Here is a 15,750-nt window from a genome sequence, read left to right on the forward strand (position 1 = left end):
CAAGCCTGCCTCATCACTTTCCTCACACAGCCTTGTAGCGCGCGGCCGGTGCCGACCGTGACATGTTCGGCATCAGCGCCTGGCGTGCATCCTCGTAGGCCTTTAGCAGTGCGGCTTCTTCGAGGGCCGGGATGGTCGCGAATTCGCCCTGGTCGAAGCCGGCGAGAGCTGCGTCCACCATGTCTTCCGCCGACATGACGATCTCGGTCGGCAGGTGGTCGACCGGCGTGCCGGCAATACCCCAGAATTCGGTCGCCGTCGCTCCCGGCAGGACAGCCTGGATGCGGATGTTCTTGTCCGCCAACTCGTGCCTGAGCGACTGGCTGAAGGCCAGAACAAAGGCCTTGCTGGCCCCATAGACGCCGTTCAGGATTTCAGGCGCGATCGCGACGATCGACGCGATGTTGATGATCGCGCCGCCGCCACGCGCCACGAAACCGGGCACGGCGGCATAGGTCAGCCGCATCAGCGCCGTGACGTTGAGGTCCACCATCGCTTGCATCTTGTCGACATCGGAGGCAAGCAGCGGTGCGGTGCCGCCGAAACCGGCATTGTTGACAAGAAGCGTGATGCTGCGGTCGCTCTTCAACACCGCCTCGACGCGCGCCAGATCGGCCCTGTCGCCAAGATCGGCGGGAACCGTCTCGACCGTCCTGCCCGTCTCTCTGGTCAATTTCGCCGCGAGTTCGGAAAGGCGTTCGGCATTGCGGGCAGCAAGAATGAGATCGTAGCCGCGCTTTGCGAGCCGCTGGGCATAGATGGCACCGATGCCGGATGACGCGCCGGTGACGAACGCGGTGCCTTTGTGCTGTTCGGTCATTGTCTTTCTCCATGTTGAGCAACGGCACCTGCTGTCCGCTTGAAGGGAGTCTTACGCTCAGTTGCCAATGTCTTGAATGTCATATAAACCACCATTTAGGACAAATAGAGTTTTGAGCCATGCAGCGCATTGCCGTTTTGCTCTTTCCCGGCTTCCAGATGATGAGCCTGGCTGCGATCTCGGCATTCGAGTTCACCAACCTCGAACTCGACGAGCAGGTCTACGACATCACCTACCTCTCGGAGAGCGGAGGACCGGTGCCGGGTTCCTTCGGCGTCACGGTCGAAACCAGCCGCTTCGACGATCCGGCCTTCGATACGCTGCTGGTGTCGGGCGCTGTCGGCATCAAACTGCCGACAGCGCAGGAGAGCGACTTCATCCGCAACGCCCTTGCCGCCTCCCGGCGCGTCGCCTCGATCTGCACCGGCGCCTTCCTGCTGGCCGAGGCAGGCGTTCTGGATGGTCGCCGCGCCACGACGCATTGGCTTCTCGCCCGTGAACTGCAATCGCGCTACCCGAAGATCAAGATCGAGGAAGATCGGATCTTTATCATCGACGGCTCCGTGTGGAGCTCGGCTGGCATGACGGCCGGTGTGGATTTGGCGCTTGCCATGGTCGAGAAGGATCATGGCGCGGATGTCGCTCGCGCCGTTGCCCGCAAACTCGTCGTCTATCATCGCCGCGCCGGCGGCCAGTCGCAATTCTCAGCGCTATTGGAACTGGAGCCGAAATCGGACCGCATCCAGAAGGCGCTCGCGCATGCACGCAGCAACCTTAAGAACACGCTCTCCGTCGAGGAGCTGGCAGAAGCAGCACACCTGAGCCCCCGCCAGTTCAGCCGGACATTCCGAGCCGAGACGGGGCAATCGCCGGCAAAGGCGGTGGAGAACCTGCGCCTCGAGGCCGCGCGCCTGATGATGGAACAAGGCCGGCATCCGATCGATGTCGTTGCCGCGGAAACGGGCTTCGCCGACCGCGAGAGGATGCGCCGCGCCTTCCTGCGCGCCTTTGGCCAGCCACCGCAGGTGATCCGCCGCAACGCGCAGCGCGAGTATCAGGCATAAGCCCTCGCGGCAGAGCGGACGGCCTGCGGCACGACATCGGCGACCGCCTCGCCGACCGATTGCAGCATGATTGACGCAAGCCGGGCCGCGGCCGGCCCGGGCTCCGCCTCGGCACGATGCAGGACAAGACCGAGCGACGGGAGCTCTGGCAACCCGGCCTCCTTCGCGAGGAGTGGCTTGACCTTTCGTGGCAATCCGATCGGGGTGCGGATGGTAATGCCGAGGCCCGCGGCCGTCGCCGCCCACAATCCACCAAGGCTGGGACTGACGAAGGCAAGCCGCCAGGCAATGCCCGCCGCATCGAGCGCCTTTGTCGCCGCGGTGCGCAGCAGGCACGGGGCCTCCAGCGAGGCGAGCGGCACCGGCTCGCCGCTGCCGGGGTTCCAGCCGACCGCCTCTTCCGCCGGTCCGATCCAGCGCATCGGGACGTCGGCGATCTTGTCGCAATGTGGCGTCAATGTACCCTCGCTCCATGTCAGCGCCAGATCGAGCTTGCCGGTCGTGACGCGCTCGATCAGTTCGATATTGCGCACCACCCGCGCCTCGATGCGGACCTTCGGATGCGCACGCGCAAAGCGTCCAAGCACGTCGGGCAGCAGGGTCTCGCCAAAGTCCTCCTGTAGTCCGAGCCGCACCCAGCCCTCGAGCTCCATGCTCTGTACCGCGGCAGCCGCTTCGTCGTTCAGTTCCAGCAGCCGGCGCGCGTAGGCCAGCATCGTCTCGCCGGCATCGGTGAGCGCAAGGCCGCGCCCCGCCTTGCGGAAGATCGGGGTGCCCGCCTGTTCCTCCAGCTTCTTCAGCTGGGCGCTGACGGCCGAGGTCGAGCGGCCGAGCCGGTCGGCCGCTCTCGCGAAGTTGCCAAGCTCCATCCCGGTCGCAAAGGTCCTCAGCACATCGAGGTCGAAGATCGTCCGTCGCATCGCAATAGTCCCGTTTTAGTGGATAATTAATCCATAAAATTCTGATTTTATGCATTATCGTGACGTGCGATGCTCCTCCTGTCAAGAATTCACTGAGAGGGGCTGTCATGCCTTTCGTTCGTATTTCTCTCCTGCGTGGCAAGTCGCCGGAGTATCTTCGCGCCGTTTCGGACAACATTCATCGCGCCTTGGTCGAGACATTCAACGTGCCGCATGCCGATCGCTTCCAGGTCATCCATCAGCATGAACCGGCGGAGCTGATCTTCGACCGCAACTATCTGGCCGGACCTCGCTCCGACGACTTCGCGCTTTTTGCGATCACGGCGGGAAAGCCGCGCTCGACGCAGGTGCGGCAGGCATTCTTCAAGCGCGCCGCCGAGCTTTTAGGACAATCGCCTGGCATCCGGCCGGAAGACATCATGATCGTCGTCACCACCACATCGCCGGATGAGTGGTCGTTCGGCGACGGAAGGGCGCAGATGAGCGAGCCCGGCTGGGAAGCCCAAGCATTCGGGAGTGCTGCGTGATGGGCAATCCCCAACGCATGACGATCCGCCGCCCGGGGAATGCCGTTCGCTCGCCGGATGGCAGTGCCACCGCACCGTTCTGGGTGGAGATGTTGTTGGAAGCGGCTGCCGATGGCGAGAACACGGCAATGCGGGCGACCCTTGATCCGGGCACGATCACGCATTGGCACACGCACCCGCGCGGCCAGCTGCTCTATGCGTTGTCGGGAAAAGGCTTGGCGCGGCGCGCAGGCGGTGTGGTGGAAGAGCTGCGGCCGGGCGATGCCGTCTGGTTTGCCGCCGGCGAAAAGCACTGGCACGGCGCCGGACGCGACAGCCCCTTCAGCTATCTCAGCATCCAGGCTAACGAAGCCGGCCGCTTCGTCGACTGGCATGAACCGGTGGAGGCTCTGACATGATGGCGATGCAGTACAGCTTCAGGCTGCCGGCCGACTACGACATGTCGATCATCGACCGGCGTATCCGCGACAAGGGACCGATGTTGGACGGATTTCCGGGCCTCGGCTTCAAGGCCTATCTCAGCGCCCGCAAGGGCGAGTTCGGATCCAGCGAAAATCTTTACGCGCCCTTCTACCTGTGGCAACAGCCGCAGGGCGCAAGCGATTTTCTCACCGGACCCGGCTTCGAAAGACTGACCCAGTCCTTTGGTTGGCCCCATGTGAAGACATGGATCGTGTGGCACGCCGACACCGCATCCGCGGTCACAGACGCCAAATTCGCCTCCGAGGGGACCATGATGATAGAGCCCTACGCCCCGCTGGCGCAGATCAGAGAGGACGAGAGCAAACGCGCGCAACGCGAGGCGCGACAGGCCGAGGTCTTGGCCTGCGTCTGCGCTTTTGACCCAACGAACTGGACGCTGGTGCGCTTCAGCCTGCACCGAACGGCTCCGCTCATCTCAGGCTCAAGCCAGATCTATCGCGTCGGACACGTCTGCCTGCCCTAGGTCTAGATCACACCGTCGCCCGACGATAGAGCGCCAGCGAACCAGCCAGTGCCAGTAGCGCGCCGCCGCAGGCGCGCTCGAGCCAGAGCGCGCCGCTCGTCTTGAGGAAGCGCACAGCCTGCGCGCCGAACACCGCATAGGCAAGCATGATAGTGAAATCGAGCGTGGCGAACACCAGCGCCAGCACGGTATACTGAACCGCCTGCGGGCTCGTTGGATCGATGAACTGTGGCAGGAAGGCCGAGAAGAAGAGATAGCCCTTCGGATTGGTCACCGCGACCATGAAACTCTTCAGACCGATCGAAAACGGCGTTTCGGTCGCGGCCGCAGTCCCTTGCTTCAAGGCGGCATCGATCGTGCCTTTCGACCGCAACATCATGATGCCGAGAAAAGCCAGGTAGGCGGCGCCGACATATTTGAGAGCCGAGAACCAGAATTCCGAAGCCGCCAGCAGCGCGCCGAGACCGATCGAAACCGCCCCGATCAGCACGAAATCCGACAGCACGGCGCCCACCATGCCGGCAGCAGCACGCCTGACGCCGTAGCGCGAACCGTTCGTCATCGCCAGAAGCACCGTTGGTCCCGGCGTGGCGATGCCAACGAAGGAAACGGCTGCGAACGCAAGAAGCGTGACTGTCTGCATGATACCCTCCCGGTCTTCGGGGCGCAGACTTGCATTTGCAGGTGTCCTACACAAGGGAGCATAACGCGTGGGCTGAAAACAGAAAGCCCGCCGCCTGTGTCAGGCGACGGGCTTTCGTTCAATCCCTGCGGCGAGTCTCAGATGCCGGTCTGGCCGTCGGAGCCGATATAGGCGATGCGCAGCATGTTGGTCGCGCCCGGCGTTCCAAGCGGCACGCCGGCCGAGATGATGATGCGGTCGCCCGGCTTGCCGAAGCCTTCGTCGGCAACGATACGGCAGGCACGGTTGACCATGTCGTCGAGGTCCGTCGCGTCATGCGTGACGACGCAGTGCAGGCCCCAAACGATAGCAAGGCGGCGGGCGGTCTGGATAACCGGCGACAGCGCCAGAATCGGTACCTGCGGACGCTCGCGCGAGGCGCGAAGACCGGTTGTGCCGGACGAGGTGTAACAGACGATGGCCGACAGGCGCAGCGTTTCGGCGATCTGGCGGGCGGCGAGCGAAATCGCGTCGGCCCCGGTTGCCTCCGGCTGCGCACGCTGCGCGTAGATGATGCCGGGATAGTGCGGCTCGCGCTCGATGGCGGTGGCGATGGAGGCCATCGTCGCGACCGCTTCGACCGGATAGTCGCCAGACGCGGATTCGGCCGACAGCATGACGGCATCGGCGCCTTCGAAAACGGCGGTGGCGACGTCAGACACTTCGGCGCGTGTCGGGACCGGCGCGGAGATCATCGATTCCAGCATCTGCGTGGCGACGACGACAGGCTTGCCCGAGCGGCGGCAGGCGCGGATCAGCTGCTTCTGGATGCCCGGAACGGATTCGAGCGGCATTTCGACGCCGAGATCGCCACGGGCAACCATGAGGGCGTCGGAGAGCTCGATGATTTCCTCGATGCGCTCGATCGCCTGCGGCTTTTCGATCTTCGACATGATGCCGACGCGGCCGCGCGCGATCTTGCGCACTTCGGCCAGATCTTCCGGGCGCTGCACGAAGGAGAGCGCGACCCAGTCGACGTCATCGGTTTCGAGAACCGCTGCGAGGTCCGTGCGGTCCTTGTCCGTCAGCACGCCGACGGTGAGCAGTGTATCGGGAAGGCTGACGCCCTTGCGGTCGGAGATCTTGGTGCCTGATATAACCGTCGTGACGATGCTCTTGCCGTCGCACTTTTCGGCGCGCAGTGCGAGCTTGCCGTCATCGATCAGCAACCGGTGCCCGGGCTGCACCGATTCCAGGATTTCCGGATGCGGCAGGAACACGCGGGTGGCGTCGCCGGCAACGTCCTTGTTGTCGAGCGTGAAGGTATCGCCCGGCTTCAGGTCGACCTTGCCTTCGGCAAACTTGCCGACGCGCAGCTTCGGGCCCTGCAGGTCGGCGAGGATGCCGATCGGACGGCCGGAGCGCGCTTCGACGGCGCGGATCCGCTTAATCAGCGTGCGCATGACGTCATGGCTGGCGTGGCTCATGTTGATGCGGAAGACGTCCGCACCGGCCTGGTGCAGCTTTTCGATCATCGATTCCTCGGACGAGGCGGGTCCGAGGGTAGCGAGGATTTTAATTTTGCGGTTGCGCTTCATCAATTCGGGCTTTCTTGCGTGCCGGGGGTATCGGAAAGTTGAACCATCCAGCTGCCCTGGCGGCCCGTGTCATATTCCTTGAACCCCATCTTCTGATAGCCACGGGCGTAGCAGTCATTGACCCCCGTGATCTTGAACTCGTTTTCCGCCACGCACATCTGTACGTCACCCGTCCATCGGCCTCCCCGGGCAGCGTCTTCGGCGTAGAGATAATAATATCGGGACTGCAACTCCCCTTCGATCAGCGTCGCGCAGGTCGTCGCCGGCACTTGCCACCAGCCTTCCGTCATCCAGCCATCCTTGGCTCGATATCCGATCGCCACGCCCACCAGATTCTGTGTTCCGTTGCATACGCGGAAATCCGCGCGGGCCACATCGGCAATGAAGAACGGCGAGAACGCCGTAAGAACAAAAAGGGCAAAACGGGCAAGCGGCCCGGAACGCGTAAGGAAACTTGGCGCGGTCTGGATCAACACGACTTCCAATTGGCTCCCGGTTATTCGTTGTTGTGCCTTCTTGCGCTGCCTCCCCGCGAATGTCAACGCAATGCTAATCGATTATATTCCGGATGGCCGGCCGTACTTGGACCGGGCCGCGGCCTTTGCTTGCCAACCGCGCTTGAACCCGTGCGTGCCCCGTGCGATCAGAGACAGCCCCGTAAACTGCGATCGGCCATTTCCTTCATGAGCACTTTCAAATCACTTGAACTATTAGCCGGCGATCATGACAAAGGCATGGTGCTCCTCGGCGATCACGCGATGAACCGACTGCCGGAGCGCTATGGCAGGCTTGGCTTGCCGGACAGTGCATTCGAGCGTCACATCGCCTATGACATCGGCATCGAGGGACTCGTACGGAACCTGTCGACGAAACTCGGTGTGCCCGCCGTGCTGGGCGGCTTTTCGCGTTTGCTGATTGACCCGAATCGTGGTGAGGACGACCCCACACTGATCATGAAGATATCAGACGGCGCGATCGTTCCGGGCAATCATCCGATCACCGCTGAGGAATGGAATTACCGGGTCGAAACGTTCCACCGGCCTTATCACCATGCCGTCAGTGAAACGATCGACAGGGTGGCAAACAAGACCGGGAGTGCGCCGCTCGTTCTCTCGCTTCATTCCTATACGCCGGTCTGGAAGCACTTCCCTCGCCCTTGGCACGCCGCCGTTCTGTGGGATACCGACCATCGCGCAGTCGCTCCCCTGCTTGATATGTTGCGCAGCGATCCCGATCTCGTGGTCGGTGACAACGAGCCCTACGACGGCGCACTGAAGGGCGATACGATGTATCGGCATTGCATGCTGACCGGCATCCCGCACGCGCTGCTGGAGGTGCGTCAGGACCTGATCGGCGACGAGCCCGGCATTGCCGCGTGGGCAAAGCGTCTCGCGCCGATCTTTCAGACGATGAACGCCAATCCGGCGCTGCACGAGTATAATGTCCACGTATCGCGCACCGGCCCGTACGAATGAAGGAGACCGAGATGGCCGCCCTGACGAAACGACAGCAGACCGAATTCGAGGCTGCGGCTTTTCGCCGCCTCGTGGAGCATCTGCGCGAGCGCAGCGACGTGCAGAATATCGACCTGATGAACCTGGCCGGCTTCTGCCGCAATTGCCTGTCCAACTGGTATCGCGAGGCGGCCGAGGCCGAAGGCGTCGCGCTATCAAAGGACGAATCGCGCGAAATCGTCTACGGGATGCCATATGAGGATTGGAGAAATCTCCATCAGAACGAAGCCTCGTCCAAGCAAAAAGCCGCATTTGAACTGAACAAGCCGCACAAATAGTCCCCTTGCGACCTGAATCGGCTTGACCCCGAGCACGCTTCGCGGCAGTCAACGCCATCCGAATTTCACACCCCCTATCAGGAGAACACGATGTCTGATGCTCATGGCGTCGCCCGCGACCAGCTTCGCGCTTTTGTGGAGCGCATTGAACGCCTGGAAGAAGAAAAGAAGACCATCGCCGACGACATCAAGGACGTCTATGGCGAAGCCAAGGGCATGGGCTTCGATACAAAGATCCTCAAGAAGGTCGTTGCGCTGCGCAAGAAGGACGAGCAGGAACGCATGGAAGAGGACGCAATCCTCGACACCTATCTGCATGCGCTCGGCATGATCGAAGCGCCGCCGGAAGGTTGAGTTTTCCACTTATTCCGTTCAAAGCCGCCGATCCCCTCGGCGGCTTTCTTTTTGTGCCGAGTTTGCGCTCGGCAGATCTTATCTGCCAGCTTCCTTGGCCGCCTTCTCGATCACGTCGGCGACCTTCTTGGGCTGTGATGCGAAGACGGCATGACTGGACTTGATCTCGGTAACCAGGCTGCCGGCGCGTTTTGCCATCGTCCGCTCCAACTCGGGGTTGATGGCGCGATCCTCTGTCGAAACGATCGACCAGCTCTTTTTCGTCCGCCAGGCGGGATCGCCGACTTTCGTGGTCAGAGCCTCCTTGGCAGCAAAGACCTGCGACTGGGCGAGGAAGGCCGCTTCGCCCTTAGGGACGTCGGCGGCAAAATCGGCATGATATGCGCTTGGGTCGAGATAAAGGTATTTGCCGTCCTTGGTTTCCTTGATGCTTGTTCCGGCCGGTGGCTTTGAGCCGGCAAGGGTGGCCAGATCGTCGCCCTTGTCAGGCTGGAAGGCTGCCACATAAACAAGCCCGTTGACGTGCGGGTTGTGACCCGCTTCGGTAATGACCATGCCGCCATAGCTGTGGCCGACCAATAGCGTCGGCCCATCCTGCAGGTCCAACACGCGGTTCGTTGCGGCGATATCGTCGGCCAGGGAAGTCAGAGGTTCCTGCACGAGCGTGACATGAAAGCCGCGCCGCTCCAAAATTTCGGTAGCCTTGCGCCAGCTGGACCCATCGGCGAAGGCGCCGTGAACGATACGATGTTCTTGATCTGCGGGCTTGGGCCGCAACGGCGATGACACTGGTGGCGAGTGCAAGCGCGAAAGTGGAAACGATACGACGATTCATGCGGTCACTCCTTTTGGTTTATGACGCATTCAGGCCCGGAAAAGATCTGGAGGCATCGGCTGAAGGCGTGGCAATCTGGTCAGTGCGACGTATCGCCGATATGTCAGGCTTCGCGGCTAAATGTACCGCAGTGTCGTGCCCTTCTAACATGTGCGGATTTGCGCAAAGAGCGGCCTCCTTGCTCAGGCGCGTATGCTCATAGAATAAGCAGCAGTATAAACTGCTTGATTTTGAGGCGTCGTTCGCGCATTCAATGGCCTCCCGACGGGCTTCGATAGCAGCCTCAAAGATCACAGGGCAGTACAACAACAGCATGGCACCTTTCGCGATACCAATGACGGCGCTATCTCATTCGATGCGCATGCCTGACATTAGCGACCGGCGGTAGACCCGTGGCCAACCGTTCTTCCACGCCCAGCGACCTCAATGTGCTCGTCATCGACGAGAACAGCATCCGGGCGTCGATCATCGAGGTTGGGCTGCGCGAGGCGGGCTACGACAATGTCACGATCATCGACGACATGAACGGCCTTGCGAGGCGCATCATGGAGATCAACCCCGATGTCATCGTCATCGACATCGAGAACCCGAACCGCGACATGCTGGAAAGCATCTTCCAGATCTCGCGCGCGGTAAAACGCCCCATTGCAATGTTTGTCGACAAGTCCGACGAGGCTTCGATCGAAGCCGCCGTCGAGGCCGGCGTTTCCGCCTATATCGTCGACGGCCTAAAGCAGGAGCGTGTGCGCCCGATCCTCAAGATGGCGATCAGCCGTTTCAATGCCTTCTCGCGCCTGAACCGCGAGTTGGAGGAGACGCGCGGAGAACTGGAGAACCGCAAGCTGATCGACCGCGCGAAGGGATTGCTGATGCGATCCCGCGGGCTGTCGGAAGACGAGGCCTATGCGCTCATGCGGCGAACGGCCATGAACCAGAACAGGAAGATCGTCGAGATCGCCCAAAGCCTGATTACCGCCGCAAGCCTTCTGGACCCGGGAACCGACGCATGACGAGCACACATCAGATCACCGCCGGCTTCCTGCCGCTTCTTGACAGCGCTCTTCTGGTCGCCGCCAAGGAAAAGGGCTTTGCGGCGGAACAGGAGATCGACCTCACGCTCGTACGCGAACGCTCTTGGGCGACGATTCGCGACCGACTTGCGGTTAGCCATTTCGACGTGGCGCATATTCTCGCTCCCATGCCGATCGCCTGCAATCTCGGGCTAACCGCACCGGCTCCGCGCATGATCGTGCCGCTGGCGCTTGGGCTTGGGGGTAACGCCGTGACCGTCTCCGCCGGTCTATGGAACGAAATGGCCGAATGCGGCGCCTTGCCCGATCTCGATGCTCGCTCCAGCGGCCTTGCTCTGCGGCAGGTCATCGATCGCCGCAAAGGCGAACGGCTTCGCTTTGGCGTCGTCCATCCCTATTCGGGCCATAATTACGAGCTGCGCTATTGGCTGGCCGCGAGCGGCATCGATCCCGACCGGGATGTGGAGATCGGCATTCTGCCTCCCCCTGATATGGCTGACGCGCTGACGGCCGGCATTATCGACGGCTACTGCGCCGGAGAGCCATGGAACACGCTCGGCGTGCTCCACAACCGCGCCCATCTGGCGACGGTGAAGGCCGCCATCTGGAAATCGAGCCCGGAAAAGGTCCTTGGCGTCAACAGCCGCTGGGCCGACGGCCACCCGGAGGCCTTGGCAGCTCTCCTGCAGGCTCTCTACACCGCCTCCCTCTGGTGCGCAGACACCGGCAATCACGAGGAGCTTGCCCACCTGCTGGCGAAGCCCGCCTATGTGGATCGACCCGCAGAAAGCCTGCTACCCGCATTGGCCGGTCTCCTGCACATCGGCGGAGGCGAGACGCTGAGCATCAAGGACTTTTTCGTCCCCAATGCCAAGGCGGCGACATTTCCATGGAAGAGCCACGCCCTGTGGTTTTATACACAGATGGTTCGCTGGGGACACATCCGGCACACGACAGAACGCCAGCAGATCGCCAACGACACCTACCGGCCCGACATCTACCGAAGCGCGCTGAAGAGCCTCGGCATTGCCATGCCGGCGGCAAGCTCCAAGGTGGAAGGCGCGCTCCGCCTCGAAACGCCCGTCGGCTCCAGCGGCGCCCTGACGCTCGGGCCGGACGGATTCTTCGACGGCGGCCTATTCGATCCGGATGACGTGGATGGCTACATCGCCATTCAGAGCCAATCCTAGCGCCTGCTTATTTTATGCGCATTGCACAATTTTTAGAGCGATTGCTGCAAAATGCGTTAGCGCAGACAATGCCGCCCGATCTAGGCAATCAATCTTAGCCATTTAAAAACAAGCACTTGAAAAACTGGCACGCGCCTTGCTTTGCGATAAGCAGGCCAAGAGGCCAAGAATTCGGTGTCCAACGACGGGCGCCCACAGCAAAGCCGCTGATCAGGATAGCCCGCGCACCTCGCGTGCATGCGCGCCCTGACCAGCGGCTTTTTGTTTTTAACCCCTAGCGATGGATCGGCACGACCTTGTCGGGCCCCGGAGAAGCCATGTCTGTTATCAAGAATACGCAGTCCATGTCCGCCGGCGAACCAGCCAAAGCATTGTGGATGTCCACGATTGCCTTCACCCTCTGTTTTGCCGTTTGGACGATCTTCGCGATCATCGGCATTCGCATCAAGGAGGAACTCGGCCTGAATGAGGCCGAGTTCGGATTGCTCATCGGCACGCCTGTCCTAACCGGCTCGCTCGTGCGCATCGTCCTTGGCATCTGGACCGGCCGTTATGGCGGCCGCCTCGTCTACACGCTGACCATGCTGGCCGCCGCCGTGGCGACCTTCCTCCTCTCCTATGCCCACACCTATACGCAGATGCTGATCGCCGGCCTCGGCGTCGGGCTTGCCGGCGGTTCCTTCGCGGTCGGTGTCGCCTATGTCTCGCCTTTCTTTCCAGCGCAGAAGCAGGGAACGGCGCTCGGCATTTTCGGCGCCGGCAACGTCGGTGCGGCTGTGACCAAATTCGCAGCGCCTTTCGTCCTGATCGCCTGGGGCTGGCAGGCTGTTGCCCAGATCTGGGCCGTCGGCCTGGCGCTGATGGCGATCGTCTTCTGGTTCACCACGACAGATGATCCGGCCTTCCGTCTCCGCCGTGAGCGAGGCGTTGCCTCCAAGAGCCTGCTTCAGGAATTCGCACCGCTGAAGAACGCACAGGTCTGGCGCTTCTCGCTCTATTACTTCTTCGCTTTCGGTGGCTTCGTTGCCCTGTCGCTGTGGCTGCCCCGCTATCTGGTCGGCGTCTACGGCTTCAATCTGGGTGTCGCCGGGATGGTCGCGGCCGCCTATTCCATTCCGGGCAGCATTTTCCGCGCCTTCGGCGGCGTTCTCGCCGACAAGAAGGGCGCACGCAGCGTCATGTACGCAATGTTTGCCGTGTCAGCCGTCGCAACGCTCATCCTGTCGCTCCCGGCGGCCGGGACCGGCGCTGCTCTCGGGATCACGCCGGTTGTCTTCATCGTCGTCATCTTCGCCCTCGGCTTCGTCATGAGCCTCGGCAAGGCTGCCGTCTACAAGCATATCCCCGCCTACTACCCCGAAAACGTCGGGGCCGTCGGCGGCATCGTCGGCATGATGGGCGGCCTTGGCGGCTTCATCCTGCCCATCGCCTTCGGCCTGCTCAAGGACATGACCGGCCTCTGGTCGAGCTGTTTCATGCTGCTCTTTGCGGTCGTCGTGGTCTCGCTCATCTGGATGCACCTGTCGGTCAAGCAACTCGACCGCCGTGGGCTCTCCACACAAGCCGTCGCCGCCACCTGATCTGAGGACCTGAAACTATGACTGAGAAGCTTGTCATCATCGGCAACGGCATGGCGCCCGGGCGCATGCTCGAGCACCTCTTCGAAAAGGCGCCCGACCAATACCAGGTCACGATCTTCAACGCCGAGCCGCGCGTCAATTACGACCGCATCATGCTCTCGCCGGTTCTATCGGGCGAGAAGGACTACGAGGAAATCATCATCCACGGCGACGGATGGTACATCAAGCACGGCATCACCCTCTACAAGGGCCACAAGATCATCGCGATCGATCGTGCCGCCAAGACGGTTACCTCCGATCATGGGGTCGTTGAAGGCTATGACAAGCTGGTGATCGCCACCGGCTCCGTGCCCTTCATCATTCCCGTGCCCGGAAAGGATCTGCCCGGTGTCATCACCTACCGCGACCTCGACGACGTCCAGGCGATGCTGCTTGCCGCCCAGTCGCGCGAGAAGGCGATCGTCATCGGCGGCGGCCTGCTCGGCCTGGAAGCGGCTGCCGGCCTTGCGTCGCGCGGTATGGATGTCACCGTTCTGCATGTCATGCCGACGCTGATGGAGCGCCAGCTCGATCCGGCCGCCGGGTACCTCTTGCAGAAGGCCGTGGAAGAGCGCGGCATCAAGGTCATCACCAAGGCCAACACCAAGGCGATCATCGGCAACGGCAAGGTCGAGGGCATCGAGCTCGATGACGGCCGTATCATCCCCGCGACGCTCGTTGTCATGGCGGTCGGCATCCGCCCGAGCGTCGGGCTCGCGAAAGAGGCTGGCATCGCCGTTAACCGGGGCATCGTCGTCGACGACGGCATGCAGACCTCCGACGGCAGCATCATGGCGCTCGGCGAGTGCGCGGAAGTGGGCGGCATGGTCTATGGCCTCGTCGCGCCGCTCTACGAAATGGCCCGCGTCGCCGCATCGCATCTGTCGGGCGACCGCTCGGCCACCTTCGTGCATTCGGACACACCGACCAAGCTCAAGGTCACGGGCATCGAACTCTTCTCGCTCGGCGACTTCGCCGATGGTGACGACCGCGAGGAAATCGTGCTGCGGGATGCCTCAGCCGGCGTCTACAAGCGTCTTGTGCTGAAGGACAACAAGATCATCGGCACCGTGCTTTACGGCGAGACTGCCGATGGTGCCTGGTTCAATGATCTGAAAAAGAAACAGACCGACATAACCGAGATGCGCGAAACGCTGATCTTCGGTCAAGCCTACCAGGGAGGGTCGCCGCTGGACCCTATGGCGGCCGTTGCAGCCTTGCCGGATGACGCGGAAATCTGTGGCTGCAACGGCGTCTGCAAGGGCAAAATCACCTCGACGATCACAGCTAAGGGTCTGACGTCGCTGGACGACGTGCGCGCCCACACCAAGGCTTCCGCTTCCTGCGGCACCTGTACCGGCCTCGTTGAAAAGCTGATGACGCTGACCCTCGGCGACAGCTACAACCCGGCCGCCGTCCAGCCCATGTGCACCTGCACGGAACTCGGCCACGACGACGTCCGCCGCCTCATCAAGGCCAAGGGCCTGAAGAGTATTCCTGCCGTCATGCAGGAACTCGAATGGAAGACCTCCTGCGGCTGTGCCAAGTGTCGCCCGGCACTGAACTACTATCTCGTCTGCGACTGGCCGGACGAATATGCCGACGACTACCAGTCGCGCTTCATCAACGAGCGCGTCCACGCCAACATCCAGAAGGACGGCACCTATTCCGTCGTGCCACGCATGTGGGGCGGCGTCACAAATTCCAACGAGCTGCGGGCCATCGCGGATGTCGTCGACAAGTTCGAAATCCCGATGGTGAAGGTGACGGGCGGCCAGCGCATCGACCTGCTCGGCATCGAGAAGGAAGACCTGCCGGCTGTCTGGGCCGATCTCGGCAAGGCCGGCTTCGTGTCCGGCCAGGCTTATGCCAAGGGGCTGCGCACGGTGAAGACCTGCGTCGGTTCGGACTGGTGCCGCTTCGGCACGCAGGACTCCACCGGCCTCGGCATCCGCATCGAGAAGTTCATGTGGGGCTCGTGGACGCCGGCCAAACTGAAGATGGCCGTCTCCGGCTGCCCGCGCAATTGCGCGGAAGCGACCTGCAAGGACATCGGCGTCATCTGCGTGGACTCGGGTTTCGAGATCCATTTCGCCGGTGCTGCTGGTCTCGACATCAAGGGCACCGAGGTTCTCGGCCTCGTCAGGACCGAGGACGAGGCGCTGGAGCATATCGTGGCGCTGACGCAGATGTACCGCGAGCAGGCCCGCTATCTCGAGCGCATCTACAAATGGGCAAAGCGCGTCGGCCTGGACGAAATCCGCCGCCAGATCATGAGCGACGCCGACAAGCGGAAGGCCTACTACGACCGCTTCGTCTTCTCCCAGAAGTTCGCGCAGGTCGACCCCTGGTCGGAGCGGGTCTCCGGCAAGGACAAGCATGAGTTCAAGCCGATGGCGACGATCGGCTACCCGCAGGCCGCTGAATAAGGA

Annotated in this window: 17 protein-coding genes; 11 read left to right on the forward strand and 6 right to left on the reverse strand. The window is 62.1% G+C overall.

What is annotated here, in order from left to right; translation table 11 throughout:
* Positions 1–22: 22 nt before the first annotated feature.
* A complete protein-coding gene (locus LPU83_RS55725) occupies positions 23–820 on the reverse strand; it encodes an SDR family NAD(P)-dependent oxidoreductase (RefSeq protein ID WP_024317289.1) in 798 nt (265 codons plus the stop codon).
* 119 nt (positions 821–939) lie between these two features.
* Here LPU83_RS55725 and LPU83_RS55730 point away from each other — a divergent pair, with 119 nt between their 5' ends.
* The gene (locus tag LPU83_RS55730) at positions 940–1,884 is read left to right on the forward strand and encodes a GlxA family transcriptional regulator (RefSeq protein ID WP_024317290.1); all 945 of its coding nucleotides are present in this window, start codon (positions 940–942) and stop codon (positions 1,882–1,884) included.
* Here LPU83_RS55730 and LPU83_RS55735 read toward each other — a convergent pair.
* The gene (locus tag LPU83_RS55735) at positions 1,875–2,804 is read right to left on the reverse strand and encodes a LysR substrate-binding domain-containing protein (RefSeq protein ID WP_024317291.1); all 930 of its coding nucleotides are present in this window, start codon (positions 2,802–2,804) and stop codon (positions 1,875–1,877) included. The two genes, LPU83_RS55730 and LPU83_RS55735, sit on opposite strands and share 10 nt — an antisense overlap.
* A gap of 107 nt (positions 2,805–2,911) precedes the next feature.
* On the opposite strand from LPU83_RS55735, the gene LPU83_RS55740 reads away from it, so the two are divergent.
* From LPU83_RS55740 to LPU83_RS55750, 3 genes are read left to right on the forward strand one after another with little or no spacing between them, the layout of a single operon-like run.
* On the forward strand, positions 2,912–3,331 hold the full coding sequence (locus LPU83_RS55740; protein WP_024317292.1) for a tautomerase family protein: 420 nt from the start codon (positions 2,912–2,914) through the stop codon (positions 3,329–3,331).
* Complete coding sequence (locus LPU83_RS55745; protein ID WP_029710297.1) at positions 3,331–3,729, forward strand: cupin domain-containing protein; 399 nt, start codon at positions 3,331–3,333, stop codon at positions 3,727–3,729. Before LPU83_RS55740 ends, LPU83_RS55745 begins: the two co-directional genes overlap by 1 nt.
* A complete protein-coding gene (locus tag LPU83_RS55750; RefSeq protein ID WP_024317294.1) occupies positions 3,726–4,277 on the forward strand; it encodes a DUF4865 family protein in 552 nt (183 codons plus the stop codon). Before LPU83_RS55745 ends, LPU83_RS55750 begins: the two co-directional genes overlap by 4 nt.
* Positions 4,278–4,284: 7 nt before the next feature.
* Here LPU83_RS55750 and LPU83_RS55755 read toward each other — a convergent pair whose 3' ends face one another.
* From LPU83_RS55755 to LPU83_RS55765, 3 genes are all read right to left on the reverse strand, one after another.
* The gene (locus LPU83_RS55755; RefSeq protein ID WP_024317295.1) at positions 4,285–4,920 is read right to left on the reverse strand and encodes a LysE family translocator; all 636 of its coding nucleotides are present in this window, start codon (positions 4,918–4,920) and stop codon (positions 4,285–4,287) included.
* A 137-nt stretch (positions 4,921–5,057) separates the two neighbouring features.
* A complete protein-coding gene (pyk, locus tag LPU83_RS55760) occupies positions 5,058–6,497 on the reverse strand; it encodes a pyruvate kinase (RefSeq protein ID WP_024317296.1) in 1,440 nt (479 codons plus the stop codon).
* Positions 6,497–6,982: a DUF1036 domain-containing protein gene (locus LPU83_RS55765; RefSeq protein WP_024317297.1), complete on the reverse strand. Its 486-nt coding sequence runs from the start codon at positions 6,980–6,982 to the stop codon at positions 6,497–6,499. The genes pyk and LPU83_RS55765 overlap by 1 nt, the downstream gene beginning before the upstream one ends.
* 198 nt (positions 6,983–7,180) lie before the next feature.
* On the opposite strand from LPU83_RS55765, the gene LPU83_RS55770 reads away from it, so the two are divergent.
* From LPU83_RS55770 to LPU83_RS55780, 3 genes are all read left to right on the forward strand, one after another.
* Complete coding sequence (locus LPU83_RS55770; protein ID WP_024317298.1) at positions 7,181–7,972, forward strand: N-formylglutamate amidohydrolase; 792 nt, start codon at positions 7,181–7,183, stop codon at positions 7,970–7,972.
* An 11-nt stretch (positions 7,973–7,983) separates the two neighbouring features.
* On the forward strand, positions 7,984–8,289 hold the full coding sequence (locus LPU83_RS55775) for a DUF1244 domain-containing protein (protein WP_024317299.1): 306 nt from the start codon (positions 7,984–7,986) through the stop codon (positions 8,287–8,289).
* 90 nt (positions 8,290–8,379) lie between these two features.
* The gene (locus tag LPU83_RS55780) at positions 8,380–8,643 is read left to right on the forward strand and encodes a DUF2312 domain-containing protein (protein WP_007527482.1); all 264 of its coding nucleotides are present in this window, start codon (positions 8,380–8,382) and stop codon (positions 8,641–8,643) included.
* A gap of 78 nt (positions 8,644–8,721) precedes the next feature.
* Here LPU83_RS55780 and LPU83_RS55785 read toward each other — a convergent pair whose 3' ends face one another.
* The gene (locus LPU83_RS55785) at positions 8,722–9,432 is read right to left on the reverse strand and encodes an alpha/beta hydrolase (protein ID WP_231052263.1); all 711 of its coding nucleotides are present in this window, start codon (positions 9,430–9,432) and stop codon (positions 8,722–8,724) included.
* Between the two features lie 438 nt (positions 9,433–9,870).
* Between LPU83_RS55785 and LPU83_RS55790 the strand changes: the two genes are divergently transcribed.
* The 4 genes from LPU83_RS55790 to nirB all read left to right on the forward strand — a co-directional run bounded on the left by LPU83_RS55790 (position 9,871) and on the right by nirB (position 15,747).
* Positions 9,871–10,488 carry an ANTAR domain-containing response regulator gene (locus LPU83_RS55790; protein ID WP_024317300.1) on the forward strand — a complete coding sequence of 206 codons (618 nt, stop codon included), beginning with the start codon at positions 9,871–9,873 and terminating at the stop codon, positions 10,486–10,488.
* Entirely contained in the window at positions 10,485–11,699 is a 1,215-nt protein-coding gene (locus LPU83_RS55795) for a CmpA/NrtA family ABC transporter substrate-binding protein (RefSeq protein WP_024317301.1), read from the forward strand. The genes LPU83_RS55790 and LPU83_RS55795 overlap by 4 nt, the downstream gene beginning before the upstream one ends.
* Before the next feature lie 317 nt (positions 11,700–12,016).
* Positions 12,017–13,279, forward strand: a complete 1,263-nt coding sequence (locus LPU83_RS55800; RefSeq protein ID WP_024318259.1) for an MFS transporter — start codon at positions 12,017–12,019, stop codon at positions 13,277–13,279.
* Positions 13,280–13,296: 17 nt separating this feature from the next.
* Positions 13,297–15,747 carry a nitrite reductase large subunit NirB gene (gene nirB, locus LPU83_RS55805; protein WP_024318260.1) on the forward strand — a complete coding sequence of 817 codons (2,451 nt, stop codon included), beginning with the start codon at positions 13,297–13,299 and terminating at the stop codon, positions 15,745–15,747.
* Positions 15,748–15,750 lie beyond the last annotated feature (3 nt).

This window comes from Rhizobium favelukesii (assembly GCF_000577275.2).
Taxonomy (GTDB): domain Bacteria; phylum Pseudomonadota; class Alphaproteobacteria; order Rhizobiales; family Rhizobiaceae; genus Rhizobium; species Rhizobium favelukesii.